This is a genomic window from Verrucomicrobiota bacterium, assembly GCA_034440155.1.
Lineage (GTDB): Bacteria > Verrucomicrobiota > Verrucomicrobiia > JAWXBN01 > JAWXBN01 > JAWXBN01.
The window spans coordinates 1-17,925 of record JAWXBN010000049.1 but is presented as its reverse complement, the minus strand read 5'-3'; the positions used below and the strand labels follow the sequence as shown (position 1 = coordinate 17,925).

General features: G+C 46.5%; 18 protein-coding genes. 9 read left to right on the top strand and 9 right to left on the bottom strand.

Annotated features, from left to right (window positions below; all coding sequences use genetic code 11):
* From SGI98_04990 to SGI98_04980, 3 genes are all read right to left on the bottom strand, one after another.
* Window positions 1–243: ATP phosphoribosyltransferase regulatory subunit (locus SGI98_04990; protein ID MDZ4742760.1), on the bottom strand; the 243-nt coding region annotated here is incomplete at its 3' end.
* Window positions 244–390: 147 nt separating this feature from the next.
* Window positions 391–744 (bottom strand): HU family DNA-binding protein, encoded by a 354-nt coding sequence (locus SGI98_04985; GenBank protein ID MDZ4742759.1) that lies wholly within the window; start codon window positions 742–744, stop codon window positions 391–393.
* A 150-nt stretch (window positions 745–894) separates the two neighbouring features.
* On the bottom strand, window positions 895–1,983 hold the full coding sequence (locus SGI98_04980) for an alanine--glyoxylate aminotransferase family protein (GenBank protein MDZ4742758.1): 1,089 nt from the start codon (window positions 1,981–1,983) through the stop codon (window positions 895–897).
* 76 nt (window positions 1,984–2,059) lie between these two features.
* Here SGI98_04980 and SGI98_04975 point away from each other — a divergent pair, with 76 nt between their 5' ends.
* Entirely contained in the window at window positions 2,060–2,905 is an 846-nt protein-coding gene (locus SGI98_04975; protein MDZ4742757.1) for a hypothetical protein, read from the top strand.
* Between the two features lie 91 nt (window positions 2,906–2,996).
* Here the strand turns inward: SGI98_04975 and panD are convergent, their stop codons facing one another.
* The gene (panD, locus tag SGI98_04970; protein ID MDZ4742756.1) at window positions 2,997–3,347 is read right to left on the bottom strand and encodes an aspartate 1-decarboxylase; all 351 of its coding nucleotides are present in this window, start codon (window positions 3,345–3,347) and stop codon (window positions 2,997–2,999) included.
* A 126-nt stretch (window positions 3,348–3,473) separates the two neighbouring features.
* On the opposite strand from panD, the gene SGI98_04965 reads away from it, so the two are divergent.
* Window positions 3,474–4,640: a Gfo/Idh/MocA family oxidoreductase gene (locus SGI98_04965; GenBank protein ID MDZ4742755.1), complete on the top strand. Its 1,167-nt coding sequence runs from the start codon at window positions 3,474–3,476 to the stop codon at window positions 4,638–4,640.
* A gap of 129 nt (window positions 4,641–4,769) precedes the next feature.
* On the opposite strand, the gene accC is transcribed toward SGI98_04965, so the two are convergent.
* On the bottom strand, window positions 4,770–6,152 hold the full coding sequence (gene accC / locus SGI98_04960; protein MDZ4742754.1) for an acetyl-CoA carboxylase biotin carboxylase subunit: 1,383 nt from the start codon (window positions 6,150–6,152) through the stop codon (window positions 4,770–4,772).
* A gap of 8 nt (window positions 6,153–6,160) precedes the next feature.
* A complete protein-coding gene (gene accB, locus SGI98_04955; protein ID MDZ4742753.1) occupies window positions 6,161–6,646 on the bottom strand; it encodes an acetyl-CoA carboxylase biotin carboxyl carrier protein in 486 nt (161 codons plus the stop codon).
* Window positions 6,647–6,801: 155 nt separating this feature from the next.
* Between accB and SGI98_04950 the strand changes: the two genes are divergently transcribed.
* The 4 genes from SGI98_04950 to SGI98_04935 all read left to right on the top strand — a co-directional run bounded on the left by SGI98_04950 (window position 6,802) and on the right by SGI98_04935 (window position 9,989).
* Window positions 6,802–7,191, top strand: a complete 390-nt coding sequence (locus SGI98_04950) for a RidA family protein (protein ID MDZ4742752.1) — start codon at window positions 6,802–6,804, stop codon at window positions 7,189–7,191.
* A gap of 87 nt (window positions 7,192–7,278) precedes the next feature.
* A complete protein-coding gene (locus SGI98_04945) occupies window positions 7,279–8,316 on the top strand; it encodes a peptidylprolyl isomerase (protein ID MDZ4742751.1) in 1,038 nt (345 codons plus the stop codon).
* 42 nt (window positions 8,317–8,358) lie between these two features.
* Window positions 8,359–9,498: a beta-N-acetylhexosaminidase gene (gene nagZ, locus SGI98_04940; protein MDZ4742750.1), complete on the top strand. Its 1,140-nt coding sequence runs from the start codon at window positions 8,359–8,361 to the stop codon at window positions 9,496–9,498.
* Window positions 9,499–9,542: 44 nt separating this feature from the next.
* Window positions 9,543–9,989, top strand: coding sequence for a DUF5069 domain-containing protein (locus SGI98_04935; protein MDZ4742749.1), 447 nt, complete (start codon window positions 9,543–9,545; stop codon window positions 9,987–9,989).
* Between the two features lie 312 nt (window positions 9,990–10,301).
* Here SGI98_04935 and SGI98_04930 read toward each other — a convergent pair whose 3' ends face one another.
* Window positions 10,302–10,613 carry a hypothetical protein gene (locus SGI98_04930; protein ID MDZ4742748.1) on the bottom strand — a complete coding sequence of 104 codons (312 nt, stop codon included), beginning with the start codon at window positions 10,611–10,613 and terminating at the stop codon, window positions 10,302–10,304.
* Window positions 10,614–10,786: 173 nt separating this feature from the next.
* Window positions 10,787–11,335: a hypothetical protein gene (locus tag SGI98_04925; protein ID MDZ4742747.1), complete on the bottom strand. Its 549-nt coding sequence runs from the start codon at window positions 11,333–11,335 to the stop codon at window positions 10,787–10,789.
* A gap of 128 nt (window positions 11,336–11,463) precedes the next feature.
* Here SGI98_04925 and uvrA point away from each other — a divergent pair, with 128 nt between their 5' ends.
* From uvrA to SGI98_04910, 3 genes are all read left to right on the top strand, one after another.
* Window positions 11,464–14,382: an excinuclease ABC subunit UvrA gene (gene uvrA / locus SGI98_04920; protein ID MDZ4742746.1), complete on the top strand. Its 2,919-nt coding sequence runs from the start codon at window positions 11,464–11,466 to the stop codon at window positions 14,380–14,382.
* Window positions 14,383–14,561: 179 nt separating this feature from the next.
* Window positions 14,562–15,263, top strand: coding sequence for a hypothetical protein (locus tag SGI98_04915; GenBank protein MDZ4742745.1), 702 nt, complete (start codon window positions 14,562–14,564; stop codon window positions 15,261–15,263).
* Window positions 15,260–15,931, top strand: a complete 672-nt coding sequence (locus SGI98_04910; GenBank protein MDZ4742744.1) for a hypothetical protein — start codon at window positions 15,260–15,262, stop codon at window positions 15,929–15,931. The genes SGI98_04915 and SGI98_04910 overlap by 4 nt, the downstream gene beginning before the upstream one ends.
* Window positions 15,932–15,955: 24 nt before the next feature.
* On the opposite strand, the gene SGI98_04905 is transcribed toward SGI98_04910, so the two are convergent.
* Window positions 15,956–17,925, bottom strand: a 1,970-nt coding sequence (locus SGI98_04905) for a hypothetical protein (GenBank protein ID MDZ4742743.1), incomplete at its 5' end; no start/stop codon positions are given.

Below are 17,925 nucleotides of genomic sequence, written 5' to 3'. Positions count from 1 at the left end.
CGGGGTCAGCTCAGGGCGCAGGGTGACATCACGGTTGCCTTTGTCGGTAAAGTTAAAGAGTTGCTTCACTATCTCGTCCCCGGACTTCTGCGTGTAGAGCTCGAGGGACTCTAGCACCGGGCCGTCGTACTCGATAAAACCGTAACGGCCACAAACCTCGCGCCATTTGCTCACGATAAAGTGTTTAACAGCATAATCTTCTGGGAAAAAATCACGGAAACCGGGGAGAACTTGGAATGACATAAGGAGAGTTTAGTTAATGCAAATAACGTATAACTGCAAGGGGGAAGAAAAACAGTGACCGCTCGAACCCGACAAAAAAGAAAGGGCGTGAACCGTTGTCGATTCACGCCCTCACCCAAACAACTCAACACCTCAAGAGATTCGTTATTAATCGGTAGGAGCCGGATTGGCTGCGGAAGCCTTAGCATCAGCAGCAATTAGGTTTTTCGAACCAAAATCCAATACCATTTTACGCATTTCCTTACCGGGCTTAAATTTAACAACAGCACGTGCGGGAATTTGAACGTCATGTTCGGGGGCATTCGGGTTACGGCCGACACGGGGTTTACGTACTTTGACTTCAAAAACACCGAAATTACGGAGTTCGACATTACGTCCTTCAGCAAGATAGTGGGAAATATGATCCAATGTTTTCTGGACAACAGCTAAGACATCTTGCTGGACCATTCCTGTTTCATTGCTGATCTGGATGACTAAATCTCTTTTAGTAATGTTTGACATAATAAACCCCTTGATTGATGTGAAATCTGCTTCTTTTTTGTTAAGCGACAGATAGTTACAAAAAGTTTATCGAAAATCAAGAGAATTTACTCAAGATCATTTAAAAACATTACTAAGTCTGTAAGTCAGAGAGTATGAGTCCTCTAGGCATCAAATTTTTGATAAAGCACTCTCAAGCACCGCAATCAGTTGATTGATAGAGACTTCCGTCTCATCACCCATATTTGAAATCCGGAAAGTAGTTCCTTTTATTTTACCATAACCACCGTCAATTAAATATCCATTTTCTTTCACAAGTTTCTGGAATTTAGCGACATCAATCACTCGCCCACCGGGTTTTGCCCCGTTATTAAAACAGGTCAGTGACTTCGATTCATAACCTTTTTCGGGGAACAAGGTGAACCCATTTTTTGAACCCCATTCATGGACCATTCCATTGAGCTTATCATGACGGGCAAAACGGGCATCAAGTCCTTCCGCGAGAATCTCATCGAGCTTAGATTGCAGTGCATAGATGTGCGAAATACTCGGGGTGCTCGGGGTCATGTTTTGTCCAGCATTCTTCTCAAACTCCACGAAATCAAAATAATAACCGCGGTCAGTGACGGTTTCCGCCTTTTTCATGGCTGCTTCACTTACGGTGAAAACGGTTAAACCGGGAGGAAGAGCCAAAGCCTTCTGCGAACCCGCCAGTAAGACGTCAATACCGAGTTTGTCGAATTCGATCTTCACAGCACTCAGAGAACTGACGGCATCGATAATAAACATGACATCAGGATATTTCTTCTTGAGTTGAGCAATTTGCTCCAGCGGACTCATGGTCCCCGTGCTGGTTTCATTATGAATGAGGGTGAGGGAGTCGAAATCCCCGGTGGCGAGCCTGGCGTCGATCTGGTCAGCCATGACCGGGCTGCCCCACTCCACTTTCAAGGCTTCGGCTTGTTTTCCACAACGCTTCGACACATCGAGCCATTTGTCTGAAAAAGCCCCACACATGCAATTCAGGACTTTTTTTGTCGTTAAATTCCGGATTGCCCCTTCCATCACTCCCCAGGCACTCGATGTCGAAAGATAAACGAGTTGTTTAGTATACATCAAGGATTGGAGCTTGGGCTGCATGTCAGCATAGATATCCTTAAATGACTGGCTCCGGTGGCCGATCATCGGCTTACAAAAAGCTTCAAAAGTTTTCGGGCTGACCTCGATGGGGCCGGGAATGTAAAGTTTGATATGCGACATGATGCGCAAAATGTGTGAAAAAACAGAAAGACTTGCAAGCACGGATAATAACGCTTTGATATGAAAACTAAACTTTATGAGTGCTAACCAACTGTCATCTTTTTTTTCAATTCTCCTCTGTCTGATCCTGATACCCGCCGTAATGTCCGCCGCCCCTTTTAATGTCGAGGAACTCATCCTTAAAGTGATCAAGGCTGAAGAAGAAAACGACAAAAAGGCGGAGAACTACGTTTACGAAGAAATGATCACCATCGAAAAGCTCAATAAAAAAGGTGAAACCAAAAAGACCCGGACCAAAAAATTCCTCGTTATCAGTAATCCCGGGATTACCTACGAACTTAAATCAATCGATGATAATGGTGAACAAATCATCGTAGCCGGCCACCCTTATGAATCCATCTCCACGGCAATTGCCGTAAAGGGTGCCCCTACGCCCACAGCAAATGACGCCCCCAAACCCGAACGCACAAAAAATGCGCCTCTCCAATATTCTGAATCCTTACAGATGGCCGAGCTCGTCAAACGTTATGACTTCACCTATCAAGGCGAGCAAATGAAGAAAAACAGCCTTTGTTATGTCCTTTCATTTGTCCCCTCAAAAAAAATGAAAGCCAAATCAAAGGTTCAAAAAGTCCTCAATAACCTCACTGGAAAAATATGGGTCGATAAACAAGCCTATGTGATTAAAGCCTGTGAAGCCGATCTGGACACATCACTCTATCTCGCGTGGCCCTTTGCTACCTTGCGCGATCTGAGAATCACTTATCTCGGCACTCGACTCCCTAACGGGGTGTGGATGCCTGCAGAGCTCTCCCTCGAGACCATCTCGCGGGTTTTCTTATCAAAATCTTACCTGAAACAAACCGCTAAAATGTCCGACTACCGCCTGCTCACACCCGAAGAAATCAATGCGCTGAAATAATGGGGGGGGCTTCGAATAGGCCGAGATGAGCAATACTCCTATCCACGATTTACCGGATAAGTGGACTGATGATATTTACGATCCCGAGGTACTATCCGATAATATTATTCTGGGCATCGAGATTAATTTTACGGGGATGGAATTCCTTAGCTTCCTCGACGGGCATTTGGGCGAAGGTCATGATGGTGAGACGGTCACCTTTTTTACCGAGATGGGCCGTGGCCCCGTTGAGAACGATTTCCTTTTTACCATGCTCTCCGACGATCACGTAGGTCTCGAAACGTGCGCCATTGGCCATATTGCCAATCAGCACTTTTTCGTAGGGTAAAATGCCTACACGATCCAGAAATTCCTGGTCAATGGTAATACTCCCCTCGTAATCGACGTGTCCGCCAGTTACAGTGGCCTTATGCAATTTTGATTTAAGTACGGTGACTAACACGCCATGCAGAATAGTAAAAGTTGCAAACCCTTCAACATTTTATTATGGTGTCTTTAAGTCAATAAGAAAGACCCAACAAAAACTTAATCAATATCCAGAAACCAACGATTCAAGAGACCTCATATTATGGCCAAGACACTTAATGTCGGAATGATCGGTTATAACTTCATGGGTAAAGCCCATTCAAATGCCTGGCGCCAAGTCGATAAATTCTTCAGCACCAAAGCCAAGCCCGTCCTCAAAACAATCTGTGGACGGAACAAGGAAAAGGTCGCTGAAGCCGCTGCCAAACTCGGCTGGCAAAGCTACGAAACCGATTGGCGCAAAGTGGTTAATGATCCAGAAATTGATATCATTGATATTACCACACCAAATAATTCGCATGCCGAAATCGCCATCGCCGCAGCAAAAGCCGGAAAAGCCATCCTCTGCGAAAAACCCCTCGGGATGAACCAAAAAGAGTGTAAAGCCATGGTCGATGCTGTCAAAAAGGCCGGTGTCGTGAATATGGTTTGCCACAATTACCGCCGTATTCCGGCCATCGCCCTCGCTAAACAAATGATTGAAAACGGTGAGCTCGGTGAGCGTATTTTTCATTTCCGCGCACGTTATGCTCAAGACTGGATCGTGGATCCGAACTTCCCCCTCGTCTGGCGTTTACAAAAAGAAATCGCAGGGAGCGGAACCCACGGGGACATCGACGCCCATATTATCGACCTCGGGCGTTACCTCGTCGGTGAAGTCGATGAGGTCTGCGCTCTGATGGAAACATTCATCAAGGAACGCCCCCTGCTCGATGATTCAGGTGCTGGCCTAGCCGGCGCTAAATCAAAAGCCAAAAAAACCGGTAAAGTCACTGTCGACGACACAGTAAGCTGGATCGGACGTTTCAAAAACGGGGCCATCGCCAATCTCGAAGCCACCCGTTTCGCCCTCGGACGTAAAAATCATATTACCCTTGAAATCAACGGTTCAAAAGGTTCCCTTTACTTCGATTTTGAGGATATGAACCGCCTGAAATTCTTTAACGACGGAGATCCAGCCCATGCCAAAGGATTCCGCGATATCATCGTTTCTAATGGGGCCGCCCATCCTTACTGGCATGCTTGGTGGCCCGAAGGTCATATCATCGGATACGAACACACCTTTACGAATACCTTTGCAGACTTCATTGATGCCGTGGTCAAAGGCAAGAGTGTCCAACCCACCTTCGAGGATGGTATGAAAAATGACGCGATCCTCGATGCTGTCGAGAAATCCGCTCTTACCCGTAAATGGGTAAAGATGAAATAAAAGGGTTTATCCGGGGAGAGGGGGGAAAAAGAAAACCCCCGATTAATTTTCAAAGGCCACCGCAGCAAATCGCTCCGGTGGCTTTTTTTTATCTATCAGTAGTATCGTGCAGATTTTCCGGTAAAAAAACTACTTCTGCGTTTCCATCAAATTGGCTTTTTGTTCTAGCAAATTCCCCACAAAATGGGTGCTGTAACGACCACGGCGGAAATTCGGGTCGTTCATGATGATTTGCTGGAGCGGGATAATCGTTTTTACACCCCGGATGATATATTCACCTAATGCGCGTTGCATAAGGTTAATGGCATCCTGCCGGTCTTTACCGATGGTGATTAATTTCGCAATCATTGAATCGTAATAGGGCGGGATATTGTATCCACTGTAGGCGTGTGAATCGACCCGGACTCCTCTGCCACCCGGAGCATAATAAAGACCGATACGGCCGGGACTGGGCATGAAATTATTAAACGGATCTTCGGCATTGATCCGGCATTCCACCGCATGGCCGCGGGGTATAATATCGCTCTGGGATAAGGTCAAGGGCAATCCGGCAGCCACCTTGATTTGTTCCTTGATCAAATCGATCCCATAAACCTCTTCCGTAACCGGGTGCTCGACCTGGATACGGGTATTCATTTCCATGAAATAAAAATTATACTCGTCATCAACCAAGAATTCGAGGGTGCCTGCATTCTCATATTTTACGGCTTCGGCGAGTTTTACAGCGGCTTTGCCCATTTTATCGCGTAATTTGATGCCTTCCTTGGTCCCCATCATGGGAGAAGGGCATTCCTCGATAATCTTCTGGTTACGCCTCTGCATGGAGCAATCACGTTCCCCCAAATGCAAGACTTTCCCTTTTTTATCAGCAATAATCTGAATTTCAATGTGATGGGGGTTCTCAATCAATTTCTCGATATAAACCGCCGAGTTACCAAAAGCCTTTTCCGCTTCATTACGAGCTGTATGGAATCCTTTTACCAAGCTCACATCATTATGGGCAGCCCGCATCCCGCGGCCGCCTCCCCCTGCGACAGCCTTAATCATGACCGGATAACCGATTTTTTTGGCGATCTTAATGGCTTCTTGCTCGGTCTCAATAACTCCATCACTCCCCGGGGTAACAGGAATACCGGCTTTCATGGCCGTCTCACGTGCGACAGCCTTGTCGCCCATGGATCGTATTGAGGAGGGTTTCGGGCCGATGAATTTAATATTACAACTCTCACAAACCTCGGCAAAATGCGCATTCTCAGCCAAAAAACCATACCCAGGATGAATCGCATCGACATCTCCGACCTCCGCCGCACTTATAATACGGTCGATTTTTAAATAACTTTCATTCGAAGGTCCACGCCCGATGCAAATTGCTTCGTCAGCAAGTTGCACATGCAGGGAATCAACATCCGCCTCAGAATAAACAGCGAGGGTACGAATCCCCATTTCTTTACAGGCGCGAATGATACGAAGGGCAATCTCGCCACGATTTGCGATCAGAATTTTATCAAACATGGGATTTATTATAAAGCTTTAACCTTAAAGAGTGGCTTACCAAACTCAACAGACTTACCACTTTCAACCAAACTCTCTGTGATTACCCCTTTTACCTCAGCCTTGATTTCATTCATGACCTTCATTGCTTCAATGATACAGACGACTGTATCTTCATTGACTTGGGTTCCCACCTCTACGTACGAGGGGGATTCGGGAGAGGGTGAGCGATAAAATGTTCCAACCATTGGGGAAACGATTTCTTTAAGGTTATCGGCCTTTAATTCAGGGGCTAAAGAAGGTAAAAGTGCTACAGAATGAGCAGAATGTTGAACCGGCAATTGATAAGCCGTCGTCATTTGGGGCGCATGTGACATCATCGGGGAAATTGTATGTTGGACCGCAGCACCATCTTTTTTGAGATGAATTTTAAAGCCATCTTTCTCAAGTTCAAACTCAGTCAGGTGATTGCGGGACATTAAATCGATGATTTGTTTTATCTCTTTGAGATCCATTATCTATCCTTTTGTGTTAACAAATATAGCCGTATCTTAAAAAAATAGGACTGATGGTCAATGACATTATTAAAATTTTACTCTATCGTTACAGTCGATTTTTAATCCTTAAACAGTTTGATTAGTATAATGATAAGCATTAAAAGACTAATCTAATGAAAGAAGAAATCTCAACACCTCTCGCGCCAAAGGCCATTGGGCCCTATTCCCAAGCGATAAAATTCCAGAACCTTATATTTTTATCTGGACAGATTCCATTAAATCCTGAAAGCGGTTTAATTATTGGAAATACAATACAAGAGCAATCAAAACAAGTATTAGAGAATATCTCAGGGATCTTAAAGTCACAAGGCCTGACGACTGGCCATGTTCTCAAAACGACTGTTTTCCTGACTGATTTAGGACATTTCCCTGAATTCAACCAAATCTACCAAGAATATTTCCCCGCCCCCTATCCAGCCCGCACGACAATCCAAATATCTAAACTACCCAAAGATGCTTTAATTGAAATCGAGGCTATTGTGGGCATCCCCTCTGAAAAGTAAAGAAAGTGACAAAAAACAAAAACTTATCCTGAAGTACAATGTTCAATTGTAAAATAATTCAAACCTGTTAAATCCCATTAAATGAATATGTTCAAAAAATCACTCGCTGTCTCCTCATCATTGCTAATCGCAATAGTAACCATCCTTGCCATCCAAGGTTGTGGCTCCAAAGATCCTAATTCACCCAGCTATGTTGTCGCCGAAGGAAAAGGCATAAAAATCACTAAAAAACAGGTGGATGAGGCTGAAAAACAGTTTTTCGCCATGCGCGGCTGGGATAAGTCCCAAGTACCTGCCCAAGCAATGTCATCAATTCAAAAGGAAATCGTCCAGCAATTAGTCATGAAAGAGTTACTGCTGAAACAAGCAGGCACCGGCGACAAGAAAAAGATCGATGAGGAATTAAACAAACAAATCGATACCATTGCCCAGCGTATGGGAGGGAAAGAAAAACTCGAAAAACAACTCACTGAGCAAGGCCTTAATCTCACGGCATTAAAGAAGGACATGCAAGACCAGCTTTTGATCCGTGATTTCATCGAGAAATCTATTCCCGTCCCTACAGACCCTACACCTGCTGAAATCCAAGCTTTCTATGACCAAAATAAGGATCGTTTTACACGCCCTGATATGGTTGAGGCAAGGCACATTCTGATTTTGGTACCGGAAGGCTCTGATGCGACAGTAAAAGCCGCCAAGAAAAAAATCGCTGAAGACGCCCTTGCCCGTGTGAAAAAAGGTGAAGATTTTGCAGTGGTCGCCGCAGCGGTATCTGAAGATCCCGGTAGCAAAACAAAAGGTGGTGATCTCGGACTTTTCGGGCGTAAACAAATGGTTCCGGAATTTGAAGAAGTTGCCTTCTCCGCAAAGACCGGCGAAGTCAGCAAAGTTTTTGAGACCCCCTATGGATACCATTTCCTTAAAGTAACTGACAAAAAACCTGCTGGCACCGTGGCCTTCCAAGAAGCAGCACCTCAGGTTAAACAATACCTGATTAATATGAAGCGTGCTCAGGAACTACAAACTTTCCTCCAAAAACTGGAGAAAGACGCGAATATTGCCTACAAAATAGCGGCAACGGAAAAAATGCCTACTCCTGAGTTAAATCCACCAGCCAAACAATAGCATTACGTATAGACTTTAAAATCGCTTAAAAGAAACTTGATTATGGCAAAGAAAAATTTGTCCACGCTCGGACAGAATTTCGTGGTGGGGTTACCTAAGGCTGAACTTGATTTGGATACCCGCACCTATTTGCGGGCTATCCGTCCGGGCGGAATCATTCTCTTTGCGCGGAATATCACCAGCCCAGCGGCTGTAGCAGAGTTGAATGCCCAAGTTCGTGATTTATTAGGTAAAGATGTCTTGATCTGTCTGGACCACGAGGGTGGACGGGTTAACCGAATCAAGGAATTCCTCGGAGTCATCCCCTCGGCACAACAGCTTGGAGTCACGGGTAAAACAGCACTAGCTTATGAGCACGGTCTCTGGGGTGGTAAAGTCATGCGTTTATTAGGATTTAACTGGGATCTCTGCCCGGTAGTCGATCTCGCACTAAAACGTGAAGTCGATAATTCCGTCTCCGATAGGACATGGTCCGCTGATCCCCTTGAAACAGTGGCCTTCGCCGGAGCCTTTGCAAAAGGACTCCTCAAGGAAGGGGTACTCCCCTGCGGAAAACATTTCCCTGGATATGGCGCCGCCAATAAAGACCCCCATTTTAATCTTCCCCTTGTTGATCGCACAAAAAAACAATTAATGGAAGTCGACTTGGTTCCCTACATGAAACTGGCTAAATCAAAGTTAATCCCCAGTATCATGATCGGCCACGGGCATTTTCCCTGTTTCCATAAAGATCCTTATCCCGCCTCGATCTCTAAAGTGATTATCGAAGGTCTTTTACGGAAAACCCTCAAATACCAAGGGGCCGTCGTCACGGACGATCTGGAAATGGGTGCCATTACCAAGATGTTACCCATTGAGGAATCTGCTGTAAAAACCCTCCAAGCTGGAAGTGATTTGGTTCTTATCTGCCACACACCATCCATTATGATCAATGCCTTTGAAGCCGTAGAAAAGGCATATAAAGACGGGGAAATCAGCGAGAAAACCATCGAGATTTCACAGAAACGTGTCGCGAAATTCAAAGCCATGGTTCCGAAATCCGTAAAGTATTCGGACAAAGCATTTGAAAAAATCAAAAAAGACACAGCCCGTTTTACAGATAAGGTGATGTCACAACTGCCGGAATCTTTCCAGCTCTTACAAACCAACCTTTCTGCTGTCGGAGAGGCCTACAAAAAATAGTTTTTTATTCAACAACTACCCCTAACACAAAGAAAAATAGAATTATGATTACAAAAATCGTCCCTACTATCAGTTCCGGCACCGCCGGTTCCCTCGGAATCCTTCATTTGCCACGCCTGTGGCAGAAATGCATCCTTTTTACCAAAGGCTTGTTGCCTGAAGATTACGGTTGCTGCTCTCCAGGATATGACATGATGGTCCTCGACTGCCTCGGCATCTCCAAAGATGATGTCCAAGCTTTCTTCAAAGATAAAAGTCCGAGCTATTCAGCTTTTGAAGCTTGGATCCTTGAGAAAAAAGAGGGAAATATCGATCAAGCCTCTATTAAAAAACTCAATGAAGCTATACTCGGATATCATCACAAGGATGAAGTCCGTACATCCATCCTCGACTCAGCTTGCATGAAAGATGACGGAAAATTTAAGGACGCAGTGAACCTGAATAACTTCGATGATTGGGCCGCCTTCCACGCACTCGTTGTAAAAGGTTAAGCTTTTAAAAAAAATCTTTTATAAAAAACGGCAATCTTTTAACGGATTGCCGTTTTTTTATTTTCAAATCTAATGATAAGCCAAATCACCCCTCATGAACGGGGATTGATCCCCCTGTAGGCTTCCGAACGGGGTAACGGGCATCGACTCCTTCCTGCCTGTAAATGCCGAAAAGGTAGTCTGCTATTATCCCTGATTAATGGGGGTATGGAGTGAAAATCACCCTCATCCGAATATCAAATGCATCTACTCCACAAAAAAACCAACCTGGATTTTCCAGGGTTGGAATTTTCGAGAATACAGAAGGCTGTCTTATTGAACAGTCACAGGGTAACTACCCAAAGGGAACTCCTGACTGTCGCGGAGCTTGACAGTATAGTTACCCGGAGGCAGGTGGAATGTCTTTGATGCGAAGGGGGCGATCCAACCAAACTTTTTATCGACTACCGCCATCATCCAGTATTCATGTGGATTTTGAACAGTCAGGGTACCCGTATTTCCCGTCACTGAAGGTTTTGATTTCTGTGTAGATGAACTTGATGTCGTATTACATCCTGACAATAAGCAGAGAGCCAAGGTGCATGTGACCAGTCCGATGAGCAATTTGCGTGTAAGGTTTTCCATATTTAGCCTTTTTTTTTAATTGAGATAGATTTTTAATGTTTAACTCCAGTCAATATCGAAACTGGAATTAATATTGACAATAATGGATAAAAATGGGATGGCTGCAAGCAAGATTTGACTTGGATATATTTACCCCATCCCGTCTTGCTTTAGAGTCTAAGGCTTTTACTACCTTACTTACTTTGTCCGGTAGAAAGCATGGCTGCCACGATTTTACTTTGGAGGGAGTTAAGGTCACTAGACCAAGTTTTTAATGTAGCCCTGCGATCTTGGTTTGTTTCGAAGCGGAGGATTGCTTTTACTAAATCAAATGTATAACTCACGGACTCGTAGTTCACGACTGTCAGCATCATATTAAATCGACGTCCACTGGAATCCATTAAAAGACTTTTGGTAGAAGAACCATCAAATTTACTAGCCCTTCTTTCAATTTTAGACTGTCCTGTGTGTTTAATATCGAGGGTAGAATCCTGATTGGCCCAGTTTTCTAATTTAGAAGATATCTTTGACATGATTTTGTCGGCTTCTCCCGTCAATGAATGAACCTCACTTGAGCCATTTTTGACGATAAAAATCATTCCCGTATTTTTCGATTCGGAAGAAATTTGGTGAAGCAAGGCATAACCGTGATTCAACTCTTTCGCTGTTTCCTGGGAAAAAGCAGGAACTGAAAAATAAGCAAATGCAATAAGGATAAAAGATGATGTGAGGAGTTTCTTCATATTTCAAAGATAATTCAAACTCATCCAGCCGGCGAGAAAAATATGAATTTCACTATAAATCTTATTGTAAGCCCTCCCCCTTGCTTGTTAGTCTAATCAAACGTCAGAAAACGGGATTTTGACAGTCCATGTCTAAAGATTTGATTACTATCAAAGGCGCTAGGGTTCACAATCTCAAGAATGTGAGTATTACCCTACCCCGTGAAAAGCTCGTTGTCATGACCGGATTGAGCGGTTCAGGAAAATCCTCCCTCGCTTTTGACACTATCTTTGCCGAGGGCCAACGCAAATACGTCGAGAGCCTCTCGACCTATGCCCGGCAATTTCTCGATCTCATGGATAAACCCGATGTCGATCAGATCGAAGGCCTCTCCCCGGCCATCGCTATCGAGCAGAGGAATTCGGGCAGTAACCCACGTTCCATTATCGCGACGACGACAGAGATTTATGATTTTCTCCGGCTTCTTTTCGCCCATGTAGGCACACCCCATTGTCCTCATTGTGGGGTCATACTGGAGCATTCCACGATCTCACATATCATCCATTCCATCGCCACAAAAATGGTGGGTAAGCGGATCATGATTGCTTCTCCCTCGGTCCAGAATGAAAAAGGGGAATTACTCGATATCTTCGAAAAAATCAAAAAAGAAGGTTTTCTGCGCGTCCGGGTCGATGGACAAATCGTCGATATTACCGAGACTATGCCTGCCCTCATCAAATCAAAGAAACACTCTATTGATGTGATTATTGACCGTCTGGCAGTTGAAGAACGTTTACGGCCCCGGATTGCCGACTCCGTGGAGCTGGCCATGCGCCAGGGTAAAGGGAACATGATCCTGCTCATTGAAGAAACCGGTACTGACGGATTACCAAAATGGAAGGAGAAAAGTTATAGTGAGAATTATTCTTGTCCGGTCCATGGTACTGTCGGCGTAGAACTCACCGCCTCCATGTTCTCGTTTAATAATCCAAAAGGTGCCTGTCCGGAATGCGGGGGACTCGGCACGACGATGATTTTTGATGAAAACCTGATTATTCCTGACCCGAAAAAAACGATTATCGAAGGCGTCGTCTCCCCTTGGGCAAAGGGTGGTAAACCCACTCAGGCCTTTTTTCAAAATCTTCTGCGTTCCGTCGTCGATGCATTCGGGCAAGATGCGAATACCCCTTGGAGCAATTTGCCCGAGGCCCTACGCAACACCATCATGCACGGTTCAAACGGACAAAAAATCCGTTTTAAAATGGTCAAAGGCGGTCGTATGGTCGAATATGAAAAAGTTTTTGAAGGCGTCATTCCGAACCTCAAACGCCGCCATACCGAGTCCAAATCCCCGCTTGCCCGCATGCGCACCGAAAGTTTCATGAATCGCCTCCCCTGCCCTGTTTGTAACGGAGCCCGTCTGCGCAAGGAAGTCTTGGCCGTAAAAATGGTGGGGCAAAGCATCATGGAAATCACCTGTCTTTCCGTCGGGAATGCCATTGAGTTCTTTAATGACCTGGTCTTATCCCCTCAGGATAAGGTGATTGCCGAGCCCATCCTCAAGGAAATCCTCTCCCGGCTGGTTTTCCTCAAGAATGTCGGACTCGATTATCTGAATCTTAACCGTGAAAATGCGACCCTCTCTGGGGGGGAAGCCCAACGCATCCGACTGGCCACCCAGATCGGAGCTGGGTTGACCGGTGTATTATATGTCCTTGATGAACCGAGCATTGGTCTCCACCAGCGTGATAATGAACGCCTGATCCAGACTTTGGAAGGCTTACGCGATCTGGGGAACTCAGTCATCGTAGTCGAACATGATGAGGATACGATCAAACGGGCTGACTACATCGTCGATATGGGATTGCGTGCTGGAGTCCTCGGGGGTGAAGTCGTTGCTGCCGGTACACTAGCCGAAATCCTCGAGTCAGACCGTTCACTCACCGCCCAATACCTCCGCGGTGACCTGAATATCTCGATCCCGAAAAAACGGAAAGCCCCCTCAAATATCCATCTTGAAATACGCGGGGCCAATGAGAATAACCTGAAAAATGTCACCGCCCGTATCCCCGCCGGATTAATCACTTGTGTCACAGGGGTATCCGGCTCTGGTAAAAGCACCCTGGTAATGGATATCCTTTGTAAGGCCATGAGCAAAAAACTCTATCGCTCGAAGGATATCGCCGGAAAACACACGGAGATAAGGGGTATGGATGAGTTCGATAAAGTTATCGTCATCGACCAAGCCCCGATTGGCAGGACACCAAGATCAAACCCCTGTACTTATACGGGTATGTTCAACGATATCCGCGATCTTTTCGCCCAGATTCCCACCGCGAAAATCAGGGGTTATGACGCAGGTCGCTTTAGCTTTAATGTCAAGGGCGGACGCTGTGAGGCCTGTGAAGGTGATGGTGTCAAAAAAATCGAAATGAATTTCCTTCCCGACGTCTATGTGACTTGTGAAATCTGCAACGGAAAACGTTACAACCGCGAAACCCTAGAAATCACTTATAAAGGTAAAAATATTGCCGATGTCTTAGCCATGTCCGTGGATGAGGCCTTAAGCTTTTTCCGCAGTATCCCCCAGATCCAGGAAAAATCCTACGCCCTCGCCGAGGTCGGTCTCGGTTACATCCGCCTCGGACAACCCGCCACTCAACTCTCCGGCGGTGAGGCCCAGCGCGTTAAACTCGCTACTGAACTCTCCAAAAAATCCACCGGACGCACACTCTATATATTTGATGAGCCTACCACAGGCCTGCATTTTGCCGACGTGGATAAATTACTCGAGGTCTTGCTCAAGCTCCGTGAGGCGGGTAATACGCTGGTGATTATCGAGCACAATCTCGATGTGATCAAAACCGCTGATTGGATTATCGATATGGGTCCCGAGGGTGGAGATGGCGGCGGTGAAATCATCGCCTGCGGCACGCCTGAGCAAGTCGCCAAACATCCGACTTCCCACACCGCCCGATTCCTTAAGCCCATGCTGGAAAGCCCCAAAAAGGCACGCATAGACATCGCTATCGAGCAGCAACTTGCTCTCGACGCCACAAAGGCGTGATCTCCGTTAAAAAGAAATCATAACCCTAACAGGACCGATCCCCCCCCTCTGATCCGTATGGGATTGGTTCGATCCAGTCCATTCAATCCTGATCCTTTTCTGGCATAGGTCATGCTCATGAGAATACTTGAAATGATCATCAATCACGATTATGCTATAGGCATCTAGGAGGGCGTAATATGGTTAGAGCAAATTGCCGCGATACTCTCACTGTGGGGGACTTTGATTTTCTCATCGAAACCTTAGTTACCCGTACAGGACGCATTGTCTCCCTTGGTGAGCTCCTCACCGATAACCGCCTGCGTGATGATCTCTTGGATCATGAATCTGTTTTTGACCATTTAATCGAAAGTCCCGCCTGCCATAATATCTCTCCGACATTCTATTTTTATGTATTGGTGCGCCGTGTCTTGCTTGATATGGGAATCGACGATAGGGATTTGGCGGATTATATCTCATCCCTACTCACTCATTTTGCCCGGCAGGAAAATACAGAAAAACTCAGCGAGATCCCCGGTGAAAACCTCCGCTATGTCACAGATATGCTGATCCTCCTACAAAAATGCACCTCCGAACAGGCTTTTGCGATCCAGGCACACATCGGTAATCTTGCTCTTTATATGACGGGTATTTTCCATGAGAATGTGGAATTTCGGATGCAGCGCCGGGGCAGTCCTTCCCTCGATTTCTACGAACAAATCGGAGCAGCCCAGTACAAGATTCTCAGCCATCATGTACTGGCCCGGCGTCATCACCTCGACCATGTCTATGAAAGGCTCGCCGACGATTTTACCCTTGTCCGGACAGCCCTGAATAATATGACAGAACGTTTCCTGCACTGGCATGTGACCCCACTTTTTGACTATCCCCCTCACCCATGACACTCCTGAGAAAAATCCAAAACCTTCTCGAGCGTACCTACGCCCCCATCGGGGTAAACCTTGAGGATTTTATTATCGGGCCCAGGCGCTCAGTAGAGCTTGCCCGCATGTCCGGCAAAGAGACAGATTACCTTTCCCACCAAGGACGTGTTTATTTACGAAAAACCGGCGAGGCCCTCAGCATAGCCGTTTATTATTCACCCGGCGTCATCTCCCGCCTCGAAAATAATCATCCCCTGGAGACGCTGAGTGACATCAATATCCGGGATTTTATCACTTTTATCGAAGAGATTAATCATGCCCTCCACGCGATCCTCCTTTTCCTCGATGGCCAAAAGGAAATCTCATCGGCATCTTTCCTCTCAAACCTCGAACTCCAGGGGAAAATCGATACTTACCTCGTCCTGAAACACTGCATATCCCGTGGCAACGGTCACACGGCGCTCTCCCCCTCCCACAAGCGCTGGCTCGATGAATGGCTCTTTGACCGGGAAACCTTTTCCTATCCATCCCCGCAAATTGCGGAGCGCTATCGTGAAGCCAACCAAATGGGGAGGCGATTTATCAGAAAGCTTGATAAGAAGAATGCCGGTGAACGCATCAATCTCATCCGCATCCTCCGCCCCTTACCCTATGATGAAAAAAAGAAATTCATCCTCTCTGCCTGAATAAATCTTTTAAAATGGACCCAATCAGATTTTTATTTCGACTGTACCCTTTGCGGGCAGAGCAATTTGCGCGGGGTATTTTCTTTTTGATCCGTGCAATTTGCGGACGGTGACTTTTAGCTTGAGCTCGGTATCCCAAGGATTATTAATCACGAATACGCCGCCGCGCAATTTGCGCAGATTAATGGCCTCATAAACAAAAACCCCCCCGCTCTCCTCATCGATAAAGAGGTGCCCCTTGTCCAAAAGGCACAGGTCCGCGAGGAGGATCAGGCCATTACACCAGCTGTGCGACAAGGGCAGGCTCTGGCCTTTGGAACCATCGTCAGTCGTCTGATAGAAACGTTCCGTAATCATCCCCCGGCGCCCATCCATACACCCGTCATAGGGAGCCATCATCTGGTGGAGGCTCAAGACGCAATTTACATTCTGCCTCATGAGATAGGAGTCCCCTGTAGCTTTCCAGAGCTCGATCATCTCAGGGACACATCCCAAACCATAAGGATGGATATGAATATTATTTGGCGAGGAAATATCCCAACCTTTTGTCTTCAGACCGTATGCCCCACAAGTACTTTTCTCCGGAAAAACTGTATTGTATTGCCAACGGTAAGTCATGAGGAATTCCGCACAAAGAATGGCCAGATCGAGCCAGACCTTTTCCCCTGTGGCCTGCCATAGGTTTGTATAGGAAATAACCCCATTCATCGGATCCTCGGATGTTGATTGGTAGCGGGCTCCCTCGGGGGCTCCGGTCAGATAGGCATCTCGGACAAAAGGTTCATAATAACGGCCTGCTTTCTGCGCGCTGTCCAGATAGGTTTTATTCCTCGTTAGCCGATAACCCTCCACCAAGGCTGCAATCCAAAGCAACCCCTCATGGCTATCCCAGTAAATCACGCGCCCATCGTCTTTCGAGTAACCTTGCCCGGGGTTACCATCCTCGCGTTGGATTCCGACTACAAAATCAAGGTTCCGGATTACTGCCCCGGTCCAAAGCACTTTACTTTTATCATTTTCACTTTCCGCTATCGCTGCACGGGCGGCATAAAGGGTGGCATCGGCCAAAGTCCTGGCCTGGAGCTCCTCGGATGGTTTTCCCGGTGTCGCCTGCCATTCCTCAGCTGAATGCCAACCGGTGCCCCAACGTTTTCCTTCCTTATAATAAACACTCCAGAAAGTCCCCCAAGGGGTGAGATTCTCACACATATGGTCGAGCAATTTGCGCCCGGCCTCGGCCTCTCCCGCACGCCCGAATCTCAAACCATACTGGCGCAGTGCATGGGCGTATGGTGTACCGCTGACAAATCCGGTGTGCATCTCGAAACGGTGGACCTGCTTCGGATTATTTGCTGCCGCAGCGGAGAAATGATTCGTCTCCCAAAGGGCGCGGTGTTCATCATCGTAATGCCAGTGGTAAAGGCCGTGGGCGGCATGTTCGATGGCCTCCTTTGTCGGATACCATGGTGTGATCTCGAACTCGGGATCCCAGTATTCAAAGGTTTCCCTTAATATAGGGTTATAAGCATGCGGGTCACCATCCCCGTCAAAGAGCCAGAAACAAATTATCTTTTTCTCGGCCGGTGCGATCGTTGCGTATTCGATAACCGCGGGGTCGATCCCTTTGGCCATCATCCCGGCGACTTCATCGTGCTTTGAAAGATCACGCGTGCGGGGCTCATCCCTCAACGGCCAGGTACCAACAAGGGAAAATTGACCGGGGCGATTATCAAAACCCAGTGCCGTCATGTGCCCTGCTTGTCTTTCTGGCATGACCATGGCAGCGGAAATATCCCCTTGAAAACCCATCGTCATGGGCACGGCCATCAGGTCACTGCGAAAAGTCCAATAATCATTGATCATTTTGACGATATCATTCTTTCCTTCGATGGACGGGAGCCATCCGATGAATGTCTGGCGGTTCTTTTTATAAAAGAGGGAAGGCATGAGCCACCGCGGGGTATCCTTTTGATTGGCGAAGGGGAGTGTCCACT

Bases quoted from the DNA above. Each gene is read 5' to 3' on its own strand.
- SGI98_04985 (MDZ4742759.1), bottom strand. From the start codon at position 744: ATGTCAAACATTACTAAAAGAGATTTAGTCATCCAGATCAGCAATGAA.
- SGI98_04980 (MDZ4742758.1), bottom strand. From the start codon at position 1,983: ATGTCGCATATCAAACTTTACATTCCCGGCCCCATCGAGGTCAGCCCG.
- SGI98_04975 (MDZ4742757.1), top strand. From the start codon at position 2,060: ATGAGTGCTAACCAACTGTCATCTTTTTTTTCAATTCTCCTCTGTCTG.
- SGI98_04965 (MDZ4742755.1), top strand. From the start codon at position 3,474: ATGGCCAAGACACTTAATGTCGGAATGATCGGTTATAACTTCATGGGT.
- accC (MDZ4742754.1), bottom strand. From the start codon at position 6,152: ATGTTTGATAAAATTCTGATCGCAAATCGTGGCGAGATTGCCCTTCGT.
- accB (MDZ4742753.1), bottom strand. From the start codon at position 6,646: ATGGATCTCAAAGAGATAAAACAAATCATCGATTTAATGTCCCGCAAT.
- SGI98_04950 (MDZ4742752.1), top strand. From the start codon at position 6,802: ATGAAAGAAGAAATCTCAACACCTCTCGCGCCAAAGGCCATTGGGCCC.
- SGI98_04945 (MDZ4742751.1), top strand. From the start codon at position 7,279: ATGTTCAAAAAATCACTCGCTGTCTCCTCATCATTGCTAATCGCAATA.
- nagZ (MDZ4742750.1), top strand. From the start codon at position 8,359: ATGGCAAAGAAAAATTTGTCCACGCTCGGACAGAATTTCGTGGTGGGG.
- SGI98_04935 (MDZ4742749.1), top strand. From the start codon at position 9,543: ATGATTACAAAAATCGTCCCTACTATCAGTTCCGGCACCGCCGGTTCC.
- SGI98_04930 (MDZ4742748.1), bottom strand. From the start codon at position 10,613: ATGGAAAACCTTACACGCAAATTGCTCATCGGACTGGTCACATGCACC.
- SGI98_04925 (MDZ4742747.1), bottom strand. From the start codon at position 11,335: ATGAAGAAACTCCTCACATCATCTTTTATCCTTATTGCATTTGCTTAT.
- uvrA (MDZ4742746.1), top strand. From the start codon at position 11,464: ATGTCTAAAGATTTGATTACTATCAAAGGCGCTAGGGTTCACAATCTC.
- SGI98_04915 (MDZ4742745.1), top strand. From the start codon at position 14,562: ATGGTTAGAGCAAATTGCCGCGATACTCTCACTGTGGGGGACTTTGAT.
- SGI98_04910 (MDZ4742744.1), top strand. From the start codon at position 15,260: ATGACACTCCTGAGAAAAATCCAAAACCTTCTCGAGCGTACCTACGCC.